This window comes from Streptomyces glaucescens, from assembly GCF_002154375.1.
In the GTDB taxonomy this organism is placed as follows: domain Bacteria; phylum Actinomycetota; class Actinomycetes; order Streptomycetales; family Streptomycetaceae; genus Streptomyces; species Streptomyces glaucescens.
This window is the reverse complement of sequence record NZ_MUND01000013.1, coordinates 1-12,558: the sequence shown is the minus strand read 5'-3', so window position 1 is coordinate 12,558 and position 12,558 is coordinate 1. Positions and strand designations below refer to the sequence as shown.

The window sequence follows — 12,558 nt, the reverse complement described above, 5'->3', positions numbered from 1 at the left end:
GGGCAACTCCGGCGGCCCGCTGCTCGACGCCGAGGCCCGCGTCATCGGCATCAACTCCGCGATCCGTTCCGCCGGCGGCGGTGACCTGGACGGCGGCCAGGCCGGTTCCATCGGTCTCGGTTTCGCCATCCCGATCAACCAGGGCAAGCGGGTCGCCGAGGAGCTGATCAACACCGGCAGGGCGACCCATCCGGTGATCGGCGTCACCCTCGACATGAACTACTCGGGCGACGGCGCCCGGGTCGGCACCAAGGGCAGTGACGGCGGCTCCGCCGTCGTCCCGGGCGGCCCCGGCGACCGGGCCGGGATCGAGCCCGGCGACGTCATCACCGAGGTCGACGGCCAGCGGGTCCACTCGGGCGAGGAACTGATCGTCAAGACCCGTGCCCACCGGCCCGGCGACCGCCTGGAGCTGACCGTCCTGCGCGACGGCGACGAACGCACGATCTCCCTGGTGCTCGGATCGTCGGCGGACTGATCCGGGCATCCCCCGGAATGTGACACCGGCCTCACAGACCGGACAGGGCACCTCCGCTCACAAGGGCAGCAACCGGGAAACCGCTCACAAACACACACTCGGGGGTCACGGGACGGTACCGGTCGGAGAGGATCGGCGGGTACCGTGGATCCGGCCCGGGACCACGGGAGGACATCGCAAGGAGCTTCAGGTGTTCAATGACATAGGCGCGCTTGAGCTGGTGACGATCATCGTCCTCGCCGTGCTCGTGTTCGGACCGGACAAGCTCCCGAAGGTCATCCAGGACGTGATGCGCACCGTCCGGAAGATCCGTGAGTTCTCGGAGAGCGCCAAGCAGGACATCCGGCAGGAACTGGGCCCCGAGTTCAAGGACTTCGAGTTCGAGGACCTGAACCCCAAGACGTTCATCCGCAAGCAGCTGGACAACGAGGACCTGGGGATCAAGGAGATCCGCAACGGCTTCGACCTGAAGAAGGAGATGGCCGAGGTCACGGACGCGGTCCACGGCCGCGACTCCGACTCGTCCGCCTCGCCCTCGGTGTCCCCCTCGTCCGGTGACCGCGTCGACATGAGCAAGAGGCCGGAGCCCGCGGACCACCGTCCGCCGTTCGACGCCGACGCCACCTGAGTCCCTCGCGCGCCGCGTCGCGCACCCCCCTCGCACGGCTTGAACACGTCTTCGGACGACCCACGCGCCGGGCGCATTCCCGGTTGCCCGGAGCGGTGTGGATATGCTGCCGAGTTGTTGTGCGGACCGTAAGCAAATAAGCAACGCCGCCCGAAGGGGGGCGGGCGGACCGGTCCGACGAGAGCGAGGAGGCGTCCGGGTACATGGAGACGACGAGTCGGTCGGTCGCGCAGACGCCGGCCGCGGAGGGCGGACAGCACGTTCCCTCCGCCCGGCGGGCGGTCGACGGCTACCTGCGAGCGTCCTTCCCGTGGTACGGCCTCGACGAGGCCTTCACGGGGCCGCGTTGGCTGATGCAGGTCGGTACGGCGGCCGACGGAGCCGTGGAGCACGGTTCGATCGGGCACGGGAACGAGCCCTCCGTCCGGGCGGAGGCGACGGGCGAGGAGCGGGAACGGTTCGCGGTCGTGGTGACCGTCGCGGCGAACCCGGTGCGGCGCAGCCCGGACGGCACGGGGCTGCTGGAGGCCACCTCGGTCTCCTCGGCGGCCTGGCTGGCCGGCGTGGGGCTGCTGTCCTTCACCTGGCCCGGTCACATGGACCACAGCCTGCGGGACGACTGGCTGGAGCAGCAGACCGAGACCGCCTGGGCGCTCGCCGACGATCTCGACGGGCCGGAGTGGTCGACGCTGAGCCTCCCCGTGGACGGGGTGCCGACGCCGTTCCACTACCGGGAGTCCGAGTTCGGCTGGGTGCTGGCCGGGTCCACCCAGCAGGGTGTGCACGTCGGGGCGTACGGCCGGGGCATGAGCGCGTACGGGCTCGGCTTCGCCGCGATCAAGGACATCGCCGCGTACGAGTAGGGCCACGCAACGGAAAGAGGGGCGCCGTCGGTCTTCGGCGCCCCTCTGCCGTAGGGCCTGCTGTCTTCGGCGAGGACCGAGCGGCCCCCGCCGAGACGTGCTCAGAACTTGTTCTTCGGGGTGATCCCCAGCGACAGGCCCGACAGACCGCGCTGGCGGCCGCCCAGCTTGCCCGCGATCGCGCGCAGGGCCGCGCCCGCCGGGGACTCCGGGTCGGTCAGCACGACCGGCCGGCCCTCGTCGCCGCCCTCGCGCAGACGGACGTCGATGGGGATGGAGCCGAGGACGGGGACGTTCGTGCCCGTCGTGCGGGTCAGGCCGTCGGCGACCGTCTGGCCGCCGCCGGTGCCGAAGACGTCGACCATCTCGTCGCAGTGCGGGCAGGGCAGGCCCGACATGTTCTCGACCACGCCGACGATCTTCTGGTGGGTCTGCACGGCGATGGACCCGGCCCGCTCGGCCACCTCGGCCGCGGCCTGCTGCGGGGTGGTGACGACCAGGATCTCGGCGTTCGGGACCAGCTGGGCGACGGAGATCGCGATGTCGCCGGTGCCGGGCGGCAGGTCCAGGAGCAGGACGTCCAGGTCGCCCCAGTAGACGTCCGCGAGGAACTGCTGGAGGGCACGGTGGAGCATCGGGCCGCGCCAGACGACAGGCGCGTTGCCCGGCGTGAACATGCCGATGGAGATGACCTTCACGCCGTTCGCCGACGGCGGCATGATCATGTTCTCGACCTGGGTGGGCCGCCCGTCGGCGCCCAGCATGCGGGGCACGGAGTGGCCGTAGATGTCGGCGTCGACCACGCCCACCTTCAGGCCGTCGGCCGCCATCGCCGCCGCCAGGTTCACCGTCACCGAGGACTTGCCGACGCCGCCCTTGCCGGAGGCGACCGCGTAGACGCGGGTCAGCGAGCCGGGCTTGGCGAAGGGCACCTCGCGCTCGGTCTGGCCGCCGCGCAGCGCCGCCGCCAGCTCCTTGCGCTGCTCGTCGCTCATCACGTCCAGCGTGACGTCGACGCGGGTGACGCCCTCGACGCGGGAGACCGCCTCGGTCACGCGCTGGGTGATCGTGTCGCGCATGGGGCAGCCCGAGACCGTCAGGTACACGGTGACGGCGACCGTGCCGTCCGTCCCGATGTCCACCGACTTGACCATTCCCAGCTCGGTGATGGGTCGGTTGATCTCGGGGTCGTTCACCGTCGCCAGTGCTTCGCGCACCGCGTCTTCCGTAGCCATAGAGACGATGGTACGGCGCCGCACAGGGGCCCCGGAAAGCCCGTCAGCGGTCGTCTACGTCACGTCCCGCCGACCGATCTGCCGGGAATACGCGCTGTCCGTCCCCGCGGCGTCCCCGCGGCCGTGCCGGTCGTCCTTGCCGCGGTGGCCGTCGGCGCGCTCCTCCAGCTCCCTCATCACGTCCTGCAGCTCGGAACGGATCCAGTCGCGGGTCGCCACCTCGCCGAGCCCGATCCGCAGGGCGGCGATCTCCCGGGTCAGGTACTCGGTGTCCGCGATCGACCGCTCGTTCTGCTTGCGGTCCTGCTCCAGGTTGACCCGGTCGCGGTCGTCCTGACGGTTCTGCGCGAGCAGGATCAGCGGGGCGGCGTAGGAGGCCTGGAGCGACAGCATCAGCGTCAGGAAGATGAACGGGTACTCGTCGAAGCGCAGGCCGGACGGGGCGGAGACGTTCCAGACCACCCACGCGATGATGACGAACGTCATCCAGACGATGAACCTGCCGGTGCCCAGGAAGCGCGCGATCCGCTCCGAGAGCCGCCCGAAGGCCTCCGGGTCCCACTCGGGCAGGATCCGGGACCGGGGCGGGCGCGGCAGGTCCAGCCGGGCCCGTGGGCGGGCGGTCGCGGTGGCCCCGGCGGGCATGCGGTCGCGCTCGCGGATCTCCCGGGTCGTCTCCCGCTCAGGCGCCATGGGCGGCCGTCCCCTCGTCCAGGTGGAACTCGGTCTCCCGCCAGTCCTCCGGCAGCATGTGGTCCAGGACGTCGTCCACGGTGACCGCGCCCAGCAGCGACCCGGACTCGTCCACCACGGGCGCCGCGACCATGTCGTACGTGGCGAAGAACCCGGCGACGAGGGGCAGCGCGGCGTCCGGCGCGAGCGCCTGGAGGTCGTCCTCGACGAGCGAGCTGACCAGGGTGTACGGCGGGTCGCGCAGCAGCCGCTGGAAGTGCACGGTGCCCAGGTACTTGCCGGTCGGGGTCTCGTCGGGCGGGCGGCAGACGTAGACCTGGGCGGCGAGCGCGGGGGAGAGGTCGCGGTTGCGGACCCGGGCCAGGGCGTCGGCGACGGTGGCGTCCGGGCGCAGCACGATCGGCTCGGTGGTCATCAGACCACCGGCCGTGTGCTCCTCGTACGACATCAGCCGGCGCATGTCGGCCGCGTCGGACGGCTGCATCAGGCTCAGCAGCCGCTCCTGCTCCTCCTTCGGCAGCTCGGCCAGCAGGTCGGCCGCGTCGTCCGGGTCCATGGCCTCCAGGACGTCGGCGGCACGCTCGCCCTTCAGCTTGCCGAGGATCTCGATCTGATCGTCCTCCGGCAGCTCCTCCAGGACGTCGGCGAGCCGGTCGTCGTCGAGGGCGGCGGCGACCTCGGCGCGGCGCTTGGCGGAGAGGTGGTGCAGCACGTTCGCCAGGTCGGCGGGGCGCAGCTGCTCGAAGGTGGCGAGCAGGTTCTCGGCGCCCTGCCCGTGCTCCTCCAGGGAGAAGCCGGTGACCGCCGACCACTCGACGGTCAGCGTCTCGCCCTTGGCCCGGCGGAAGGCCCCGCCCTTGCGTCCCTTCCGTACGAACACCCGGTCGATCTCCCAGTCGCGGCGGGCCGGGAGCTGCTGCACCGACAGGTCGAGGACGGTGACCTCCTCGTCGGTCTCGACGAGGGTGACGCGCCGGTCCAGCAGCTCGCCGAAGACGAGCCGTTCGGTGGGGCGCTGCTCGAAGCGGCGGACGTTGAGCACGCCGGTGGTGATGACCTGGCCGGACTCGATGCCGGTGACCCGGGTCATGGGCAGGAAGATGCGGCGGCGGGTGGCGAGTTCGACGACCAGCCCGAGCAGCCGCGGGGGCCGCCGGGCGACCCGCAGCATCACGACGAGGTCCCGCACCCGGCCCACCTGGTCGCCGGCGGGGTCGAAGACGGCGATGCCCGCGAGATGCGAGACGAAGATCCGGGGAGCGCCCCCTGCCATGTTCCGCACCTCCGCTTCCGTCACGCCTGTTGTGTCCGGGTTGCCCGTTCGGGTGGGCTTCAGGCTAGCCCGTCCGGATCGGATACGCCCTGGTGAGCGGTCCGTACGGTCTGGCTCCGTCCAGGCCTTCGCACCCCGGTACCCTGCGGTACGCCGACCGGAACGCCGTGAGAAAGGCAGCGCCACCTGTGACCGCGATTCCCCTGGGCCGTACCCGCCGGGCCACGCTGGTGAGCGCGCTGTGCGCACTGGTGGTGACGGGAGTGGGGCTGACGGGATGCAGCAGTGAGGACCCGGACGCGGGCACCAACGGGGTGGGCAAGCTGCCCCCCGAGAAGATCCAGGCCAAGACGCGGGCGGCCGCGGAGGCGGCGGGCGCGGTACGGCTGTCCGGGACCGTGGTCACCAGCGGGCGCACCTACAAGCTCGACATGCGGCTGAAGGACGACGGCGGCACCGGGTCGGTCACCGCGGAGGGCGCGGCGTTCGAGCTGCTGCGGATCGGGGAGCAGCTGTACCTGAAGGCGGACACGGCCTTCTGGAACCCGGAGGGCGGCGCGGGCGGCACCGGTGACGCCGCCGCGGACAAGCTCGGCGGCAAGTACGTCAAGGTGCCCGAGGGTGACCCCTCCTACCAGCGGTTCAGCGGCTTCACCGACAAGGACGTGCTCCTCGACAGCCTGCTCACCCTGCACGGCACCCTGGAGACCGACGGCCGCCACGAGCAGTCCGGGGTGCGCACCATCCGCATCACCGGCGACCAGGGCTCCGGCGGCACCCTCGACGTCTCCCTGGAGGGCACGCCGTACCCCCTGCGCCTGGTCCGGGGCGGCGGCGCCGGCACCCTGACGTTCTCCGCCTGGGGGAAGGACTTCGTCCTCGCCGAGCCGGAGAAGAGCGAGACGGTGGACTACGGCAAGCAGCTGCCGACGTCGTAGCGGCCCCAGGGCCCGCGCGGGCCTACTTCCGCTTGCGCCGCTTCAGCAGCAGCCGGGGCAGCGCGGCGGGGACCGGCCGGCGGGTCGTCGCCGGGCTGGGCAGCGGCGCCTCGGCCAGCGAGCCGTCGGGCAGCGGCAGCGTCCCGCCCGTCGGTTCCAGGCGGAGCACCCGGCACTCGCGGCGCCAGCGCTCGGTCATCGCCTCGCCGTCAGGCGCGTTGAGCCGCTTGCCCTTCAGCTCGGCGACCGCGGCCTCCCACGCCTCGGACCCCGGCGCCGGCTCCACGACGGTCGCCGTCCAGACCACCACCCGGCCGCCCTTGTCCTTGCTGCGCACCGTCACCTCGGCCGTGACCCCGTCGGCCAGCCCCGGCAGCGGCTGCTCGCCCGGCCCGCCGCCGACCACGCAGGCGGCCCCCTCGTGCCAGGCGTGCCACAGCGCGCGGGCGGGCACACCCGGTGCCTTCACCCAGATGAGGCCGGACTTCTTCGTGGCCTCCTCGACGAGGGCCCGGTCGAGCAGCTCCGTTGTCATGGGCCCAGCCTATCCAGGCGGCGTCACGGCCGTCCGTCGTGCTCCGGGCGGCTCGGTCCGCCGCGTTTCCGGGCGGCTCAGAGCCAGCCGTTCCGCTTCAGCGTGCGGTGGATGCCGAAACAGATCATCGCGGTGATGCCGAGCACCATCGGGTAGCCGAACCTCCACCGCAGCTCCGGCATGTAGTCGAAGTTCATCCCGTACACCCCGCACACCATCGTCGGTACGGCGATGATCGCGGCCCACGAGGTGATCTTCCGCATGTCCTCGTTCTGCGCCACGGACGCCTGGGCGAGATTGGCCTGGAGGATGGAGTTCAGCAGCTCGTCGAAGCCCATGACCTGCTCCTGCACCCGGGCCAGGTGGTCGGCGACGTCCCGGAAGTACTTCTGGATGTCCGGGTCGATCAGCCGCATGGGCCGCTCGCTCAGCAGCTGCAACGGCCGCACCAGCGGCGACACCGCGCGCTTGAACTCCAGCACCTCGCGCTTGAGTTGGTAGATCTGTCCGGCGTCGGTGCCACGCGGGGTGCCCTTGCGGCCCGGCGAGAAGACCTCGGTCTCCACCTCGTCGATGTCGTCCTGCACCGCGTCGGCGACGGCGATGTACCCGTCGACGACATGGTCGGCGATGGCGTGCAGCACCGCCGAGGGCCCCTTGGACAGCAGCTCCGGGTCGTCCTGGAGCCGGTGCCGCAGCCCGCGCAGCGAACCCTGGCCGCCGTGCCGGACGGTGATGAAGAAGTCCTGACCGGTGAAGCACATCACCTCGCCGGTCTCCACCACCTGGCTGTTGGCGGTGAGTTCGTCGTGCTCGACGTAGTGGATCGTCTTGAAGACGGTGAAGAGGGAGTCGTCGTAGCGCTCCAGCTTGGGTCGCTGGTGGGCCTGGACGGCGTCCTCCACGGCCAGTGGGTGCAGCCCGAACTCCCCGGCGATCCCGGCGAATTCGGATTCGGTCGGCTCGTGCAGCCCGATCCAGACGAACCCTCCGTCGCGGCGCACCAGGCGCATCGCCTCCTGCGGCGTGAGCGGCCCGGGTGTCTGCACCCGGGCGCCGTCGCGGTAGACGGCGCAGTCGACGACGGCGGAGGAGGTCGCCGGGTCGCGAGTGGTGTCGTAGCCGCCGGTGTCCTTGCGCAGCGCGGGGCGGGACGGGCGGACGGCGGCGCGCAGGTCGCGAATCATCGACATGGGCAGGCTCCTTCGCAACGGGCAACGAAAGACCGCCGACGACGGGTGGAACTACCCGGAATGAGGACGTTGTTTTCACTGCGGATGTTTGGCACGTCCACAAAGCGGGGAGCACCGCACCGTCGCGGTGGCGAGCTTCGCTACTGAGTCAGCTGCTGATGCAGAACAGACAGAACAGACAGATCAGGTACAGCGAAACGAAGTGCTCTTCCGGGTGACCCGGATGAAGACGCGCATGCGAGAGGCGGCAGCCAGCCAGAGCCAGAGCAGCTACATCAGCGGCCGGAAGAGCGGGTGGTACTGCACGGTCGACTTCGATCCATGACAGCCCCACCTCCTCCGGCCGGTCCCTGGTGAGGGACGATCCCAACCCCCTAGAGGGTTCCCATGGCGTCGGGACTTGACTCGCACGCTTGCCGCGTGCTGCCCGACCACCGGCCAAGAGTATCAGCCGACTGAAGTGTCAAGGCGCTGCTTTGCCTGGTACTGACGAGTTCTATGCTCGCCGCATGGCTGATGTTCTTCCTTTGGTCGAAGCCCGGTTGCGCACCGCGCTCGGCGAGCCGGACGCCCGCGCCGCGGTCACCTTCCTCGGCACGGACCGCATCGAGGTGCTGCGCTTCCAGGAGGGGGACATCGTCCGCTACGCCACCCTCGGCATGTCCGCCCAGCCCATGACCGACCCCACCGCGATGCTCGCCGATCCCGTCAAGGGTCCCCGCGTCGAGCTGGTGCTGTCGGTGCGCGCCGGGCGCGCCGACACCGACAAGGTGCTCCGCCCGCTCGCCGTGCTCGCCGCGTCCCCGCAGGTCGAGGGAGTGGTCGTGGCCCCCGGCGCCTCCCTGGACGTCGGCGAGCCGCTGTGGCCGGGCGCCCCCTTCACCTCCGTGCTGGTCGCCGAGCCGGGCGGTCTGGTGGAGGACCTGGAGCTGGACGCGCCGATGGACCCCGTGCGGTTCCTTCCGCTGCTGCCGATGACTCCCAACGAGGCCGCCTGGAAGCGGGTGCACGGCGCCCAGGCCCTCCAGGAGCGCTGGCTGAACCACGGGACCGACCTGCGCGATCCGCTGCGCGCGTCCGTCCCGCTCGGGTGAGCGGACTCACAACCTCCGTCTGTCACCGGCCGGTTGGCGCATGCCGGCCCACTGTCCCCTGCCGGTCGCCCCTCGGTCCCGGCGCCGGACGCGCCGCCGGACGGCACCGGGTTTCCGCCCGGACGGGTGATCGTCCTTGACGTGGCGCGGCGGGGGTAGGACCGTGGAGCCCTATGAGGGGCGAACCCAGTTGCCCGAAGTGCGGTGGCCGGGTCAGGGCGCCCGGACTCTTTGCCGACTCCTGGCAGTGCGATGTCCACGGCGCGGTGTATCCGCTGCAGCCCGTGGTGCCGCCCAGCGTCGAGGCCCTCGCCGTCGTGGTGCGTCGCGCGCAGGTGCCGGTGTGGATGCCGTGGCCCCTGCCGATCGGCTGGCTCTACACGGGTGTGCTCTGCGCGGGTGACGACCGCAGTGGCGGGCGCGCCACGGCTCTGGCCTGCTCCGGACCCAGCCCGCTGGGCGGTGTCGGCGAGCTGATCCTGGTGGCGGAGGAGCTGGGCGTGGGGCTCGGCGCGCGCTACGCGGGCGTCGACGGACCGGATCCGGGGCCGTACGTCGATGTCGAGAAGCCGTCGCAGGCCAAGGTGCTCGCCGCCGGCCGGCCCACCCCGCTGTGGCACGTCTCCGGCACGCCGGACGACCGCGCGGTGTTCGCCGGCGAGGCGCGCGGGCTGTGGCTGTGGGCTGTGGTCTGGCCGGAGCAGTCGGGGCTGCTGATGTACGACGAGCTGGTGCTGACGGATCTGCGGGACGCGGGCGCGGAGATGGAGCTCGTCCCCTGCGGGGCGTTGTCGCCGCGGTTGCTCACCCCCTAGGGGGCGGCGAGGCCGGTCCGCGAGGTGAGCGGCATCACCTGGGTGTAAAGGGCGCATCCCGGTTGCGGGTGTGACAGGGGGGTCCCGGCTCCCGTTATCCTTGGGTGTCCCCACCCGTCCCGTGACCGCCTGGAGTTCGCGTCGTGCGCATAGACCTGCACAGCCACTCCACCGCGTCCGACGGCACGGACACCCCGGCCGAACTGGTGCGCAACGCCGCCGCGGCCGGTCTGGACGTGGTCGCGCTGACCGACCACGACACCACCCGTGGGCACGCCGAGGCGATCGCCGCCTTGCCGCCGGGGCTGACCCTGGTCACGGGGGCCGAGCTGTCCTGCCGTGTCGACGGGATCAGCATGCACATGCTGGCCTACCTGTTCGACCCGGAGGAGCCCGCCCTGCTCGCCGAGCGGGAACTGGTGCGCGACGACCGGGTGCCGCGGGCCAAGGGCATGATCGCCAAGCTGAACGACCTGGGCGTGCCGGTCACCTGGGAGCAGGTCGCGCGGATCGCCGGGGACGGCTCCGTGGGGCGGCCGCATGTCGCCTCCGCGCTCGTCGAGCTGGGTGTGGTGGACACCGTGAGCGACGCGTTCACGCAGGACTGGCTGGCCGACGGCGGCAGGGCCTTCGTCGAGAAGCACGAGACCGACCCCTTCGAGGCCATCCGGCTCGTCAAGGGCGCGGGCGGGGTCACGGTCTTCGCACACCCCGGGGCCGCCAAGCGGGGCCGTACGGTGCCGGAGTCCGCGATCGCCGAGATGGCCGCCGCCGGCCTGGACGGCATCGAGGTCGACCACATGGACCACGACCCGGACACCCGGGCGCGGCTGCGCGGCCTGGCCAAGGAGCTGGGGCTGCTCGTCACCGGCTCCAGCGACTACCACGGCAGCCGGAAGACCTGTGTGCTCGGTGAGTACACGACCGACCCCGAGGTCTACGGGGAGATCACCCGGCGGGCGACCGGGGCGTTCCCCGTGCCGGGGACCGGCGGAGCGATCTGAGGGCGCGGTTCGCCGCCCCGCTCCACCCCTGTGTTCGCCCCCCTTCTTCCTTTCAGCGCAAGGCCTTCAGCACTCCCATGTTCGACATCGCCGTCTTCGGCTCCCTGTTCCTGACCCTTTTTGTCATCATGGATCCCCCTGGGATCACCCCGATCTTCCTCGGCCTGACCGCCGGGCGGCCCGCCAAGGTGCAGAAGCGGATGGCCTTCCAGGCCGTCTGCGTGGCCGGCGGAGTCATCACCGTCTTCGGTGTCCTCGGCCATCAGATCCTCGACTACCTGCACGTGTCGGTGCCGGCGCTCATGATCGCGGGCGGGCTGCTGCTCCTGCTGATCGCGCTCGACCTGCTCACCGGCAAGACCGACGAGCCCAAGCAGACCAAGGACGTCAACGTCGCCCTCGTACCGCTGGGCATGCCGCTGCTGGCCGGTCCGGGCGCGATCGTGTCCGTCATCCTCGCCGTGCAGAAGGCCGACAGCGTCGGTCTGCAGGTGTCGGTGTGGGCGGCGATCCTCGCCATCCATGTCGTGCTGTGGCTGGTGATGCGCTACTCGCTGCTGATCATCCGGGTCATCAAGGACGGCGGTGTGGTGCTGGTGACCCGGCTCGCGGGCATGATGCTGTCCGCGATCGCCGTGCAGCAGATCATCAACGGCGTCACCCAGGTGATCCAGGGAAGCTGAGCGCCGCGCACGGTGCCGAGCGCCTGAACGGTGCCGAGCGGCCGTGAACGCAACAGAGCCCCGTACGGCCGTCATGCCGTACGGGGCTCTCAAGCATGTGGATTATGAAGCCGGGGTCTCGGCCGGGCGGATCCACAGGCGCTGGCCGATCGCGGCGGCCTGCTGAACGATCCGGTTGACGGAGGCGGCGTCCACGACGGTGGTGTCCACGGGGGTACCGTCGACGTCGTCGAGTCGCAGAATCTCGAAGCGCATGGCTTCTCCCTTCGTCTGGTCATCCTCCCTGAGGAGAACTACTGGGGTGGGTGGCCCACGAAGCGACGGTGCCCCGTGTTCCATACGGATGCAACGCGGTGTCTGTTACAAACATTCCCTACGCTAAAGAAATTTTTCGAACAACTAATTACTGACGGGTAAGCGTCTTCTTGTGTGACGCTCCGAGACTGACTGGGACCGGTTGTGTTCGCACTGTGACGACCTGGACAATGGAAGCAATGAACGACGACCTTTCGGAGCTGGCCGCCCGCCTCGACCGAACCAACGAGCTGCTCCAGCGGATGCTCGCCGAGGTGGCGAAGACGCCCTCCACCCACGCGATCTTCGTCGACGCCGGGTACCTCTACGCGGCGGCGGGACGCCTCGTCGCCGGAACCGAGGACCGGCGGGCCTTCGACCTCGACGCCGAAGGGCTGATCGACGCCCTGATCGACCGGGCCCGCACCGTCTTCGCCGACAGCCGGCTGCTGCGCGTCTACTGGTACGACGGTGCCCGGCGCCGGATCCACACCGCCGAGCAGCAGACCATCGCCGAACTGCCCGACGTGAAGGTCCGCCTCGGCAACCTCAACGCCAACAACCAGCAGAAAGGCGTCGACTCCCTGATCAGGACCGATCTGGAGTCCCTGGCCCGGCACCGCGCCATCAGCGACGCGGCCCTGCTCGGCGGCGACGAGGACCTGGTGTCGGCCGTGGAGGCGGCGCAGGGGTACGGCGCGCGGGTGCACCTGTGGGGCATCGAGGCACCCGAAGGGCGCAACCAGGCCGAACCGCTGCTGTGGGAGGTCGACAGCCAGCGCACCCTCGACCTCGACTTCTTCAAGCCGTACGTCTCCCGCCGCACCGCCCC

At 70.9% G+C, this 12,558-nt stretch carries 15 protein-coding genes; 9 read left to right on the top strand and 6 right to left on the bottom strand.

All coding sequences use genetic code 11. The annotated features are described in order from the left end of the window. The 3 genes from CCN42_RS01020 to CCN42_RS01010 all read left to right on the top strand — a co-directional run. On the top strand, nucleotides 1-478 hold a 478-nt coding region (locus tag CCN42_RS01020; protein WP_143661811.1), incomplete at its 5' end, for a S1C family serine protease. Nucleotides 479-668: 190 nt separating this feature from the next. Next, nucleotides 669-1,106, top strand: a complete 438-nt coding sequence (locus CCN42_RS01015; protein WP_086171214.1) for a sec-independent translocase — start codon at nucleotides 669-671, stop codon at nucleotides 1,104-1,106. A gap of 203 nt (nucleotides 1,107-1,309) precedes the next feature. Next, entirely contained in the window at nucleotides 1,310-1,969 is a 660-nt protein-coding gene (locus tag CCN42_RS01010; protein ID WP_086732627.1) for a hypothetical protein, read from the top strand. A gap of 101 nt (nucleotides 1,970-2,070) precedes the next feature. On the opposite strand, the gene CCN42_RS01005 is transcribed toward CCN42_RS01010, so the two are convergent. From CCN42_RS01005 to CCN42_RS00995, 3 genes are read right to left on the bottom strand one after another with little or no spacing between them, the layout of a single operon-like run. Further along, nucleotides 2,071-3,204 (bottom strand): Mrp/NBP35 family ATP-binding protein, encoded by a 1,134-nt coding sequence (locus CCN42_RS01005; protein WP_086732626.1) that lies wholly within the window; start codon nucleotides 3,202-3,204, stop codon nucleotides 2,071-2,073. Between the two features lie 54 nt (nucleotides 3,205-3,258). Then, a complete protein-coding gene (locus CCN42_RS01000) occupies nucleotides 3,259-3,897 on the bottom strand; it encodes a DUF1003 domain-containing protein (protein ID WP_173883290.1) in 639 nt (212 codons plus the stop codon). Then, nucleotides 3,887-5,170 (bottom strand): magnesium transporter MgtE N-terminal domain-containing protein, encoded by a 1,284-nt coding sequence (locus CCN42_RS00995; RefSeq protein ID WP_086732629.1) that lies wholly within the window; start codon nucleotides 5,168-5,170, stop codon nucleotides 3,887-3,889. The genes CCN42_RS01000 and CCN42_RS00995 overlap by 11 nt, the downstream gene beginning before the upstream one ends. Nucleotides 5,171-5,358: 188 nt before the next feature. On the opposite strand from CCN42_RS00995, the gene CCN42_RS00990 reads away from it, so the two are divergent. Beyond that, nucleotides 5,359-6,108, top strand: a complete 750-nt coding sequence (locus CCN42_RS00990; protein ID WP_086732625.1) for a hypothetical protein — start codon at nucleotides 5,359-5,361, stop codon at nucleotides 6,106-6,108. Nucleotides 6,109-6,130: 22 nt separating this feature from the next. On the opposite strand, the gene CCN42_RS00985 is transcribed toward CCN42_RS00990, so the two are convergent. Together CCN42_RS00985 and CCN42_RS00980 are read right to left on the bottom strand one after the other, a co-directional pair. Beyond that, complete coding sequence (locus tag CCN42_RS00985; RefSeq protein WP_086732624.1) at nucleotides 6,131-6,643, bottom strand: hypothetical protein; 513 nt, start codon at nucleotides 6,641-6,643, stop codon at nucleotides 6,131-6,133. Nucleotides 6,644-6,720: 77 nt separating this feature from the next. Beyond that, nucleotides 6,721-7,836, bottom strand: coding sequence for a magnesium and cobalt transport protein CorA (locus CCN42_RS00980; protein WP_086732623.1), 1,116 nt, complete (start codon nucleotides 7,834-7,836; stop codon nucleotides 6,721-6,723). Nucleotides 7,837-8,345: 509 nt separating this feature from the next. On the opposite strand from CCN42_RS00980, the gene CCN42_RS00975 reads away from it, so the two are divergent. The 4 genes from CCN42_RS00975 (at nucleotide 8,346) to CCN42_RS00960 (ending at nucleotide 11,432) form a co-directional block, all read left to right on the top strand. Continuing rightward, nucleotides 8,346-8,930, top strand: a complete 585-nt coding sequence (locus CCN42_RS00975; protein WP_086173029.1) for a suppressor of fused domain protein — start codon at nucleotides 8,346-8,348, stop codon at nucleotides 8,928-8,930. Between the two features lie 173 nt (nucleotides 8,931-9,103). Beyond that, complete coding sequence (locus tag CCN42_RS00970) at nucleotides 9,104-9,745, top strand: DUF6758 family protein (protein ID WP_086732622.1); 642 nt, start codon at nucleotides 9,104-9,106, stop codon at nucleotides 9,743-9,745. A gap of 143 nt (nucleotides 9,746-9,888) precedes the next feature. Next, complete coding sequence (locus CCN42_RS00965) at nucleotides 9,889-10,749, top strand: PHP domain-containing protein (RefSeq protein ID WP_086732621.1); 861 nt, start codon at nucleotides 9,889-9,891, stop codon at nucleotides 10,747-10,749. Nucleotides 10,750-10,826: 77 nt separating this feature from the next. After that, nucleotides 10,827-11,432, top strand: a complete 606-nt coding sequence (locus CCN42_RS00960; RefSeq protein ID WP_086732620.1) for a MarC family protein — start codon at nucleotides 10,827-10,829, stop codon at nucleotides 11,430-11,432. Nucleotides 11,433-11,534: 102 nt separating this feature from the next. On the opposite strand, the gene CCN42_RS00955 is transcribed toward CCN42_RS00960, so the two are convergent. After that, a complete protein-coding gene (locus CCN42_RS00955) occupies nucleotides 11,535-11,687 on the bottom strand; it encodes a hypothetical protein (protein WP_086173025.1) in 153 nt (50 codons plus the stop codon). Between the two features lie 230 nt (nucleotides 11,688-11,917). Between CCN42_RS00955 and CCN42_RS00950 the strand changes: the two genes are divergently transcribed. After that, nucleotides 11,918-12,558 (top strand): NYN domain-containing protein (locus CCN42_RS00950; protein WP_086732628.1); only part of this gene is annotated, 641 nt, incomplete at its 3' end.

Excerpts from the sequence above, each read along its gene's own strand:
- CCN42_RS01010 (WP_086732627.1), top strand. The coding sequence starts at position 1,310 with ATGGAGACGACGAGTCGGTCGGTCGCGCAGACGCCGGCCGCGGAGGGC.
- CCN42_RS01005 (WP_086732626.1), bottom strand. The coding sequence starts at position 3,204 with ATGGCTACGGAAGACGCGGTGCGCGAAGCACTGGCGACGGTGAACGAC.
- CCN42_RS01000 (WP_173883290.1), bottom strand. The coding sequence starts at position 3,897 with ATGGCGCCTGAGCGGGAGACGACCCGGGAGATCCGCGAGCGCGACCGC.
- CCN42_RS00995 (WP_086732629.1), bottom strand. The coding sequence starts at position 5,170 with ATGGCAGGGGGCGCTCCCCGGATCTTCGTCTCGCATCTCGCGGGCATC.
- CCN42_RS00985 (WP_086732624.1), bottom strand. The coding sequence starts at position 6,643 with ATGACAACGGAGCTGCTCGACCGGGCCCTCGTCGAGGAGGCCACGAAG.
- CCN42_RS00980 (WP_086732623.1), bottom strand. The coding sequence starts at position 7,836 with ATGTCGATGATTCGCGACCTGCGCGCCGCCGTCCGCCCGTCCCGCCCC.
- CCN42_RS00975 (WP_086173029.1), top strand. The coding sequence starts at position 8,346 with ATGGCTGATGTTCTTCCTTTGGTCGAAGCCCGGTTGCGCACCGCGCTC.
- CCN42_RS00970 (WP_086732622.1), top strand. The coding sequence starts at position 9,104 with ATGAGGGGCGAACCCAGTTGCCCGAAGTGCGGTGGCCGGGTCAGGGCG.
- CCN42_RS00960 (WP_086732620.1), top strand. The coding sequence starts at position 10,827 with ATGTTCGACATCGCCGTCTTCGGCTCCCTGTTCCTGACCCTTTTTGTC.
- CCN42_RS00955 (WP_086173025.1), bottom strand. The coding sequence starts at position 11,687 with ATGCGCTTCGAGATTCTGCGACTCGACGACGTCGACGGTACCCCCGTG.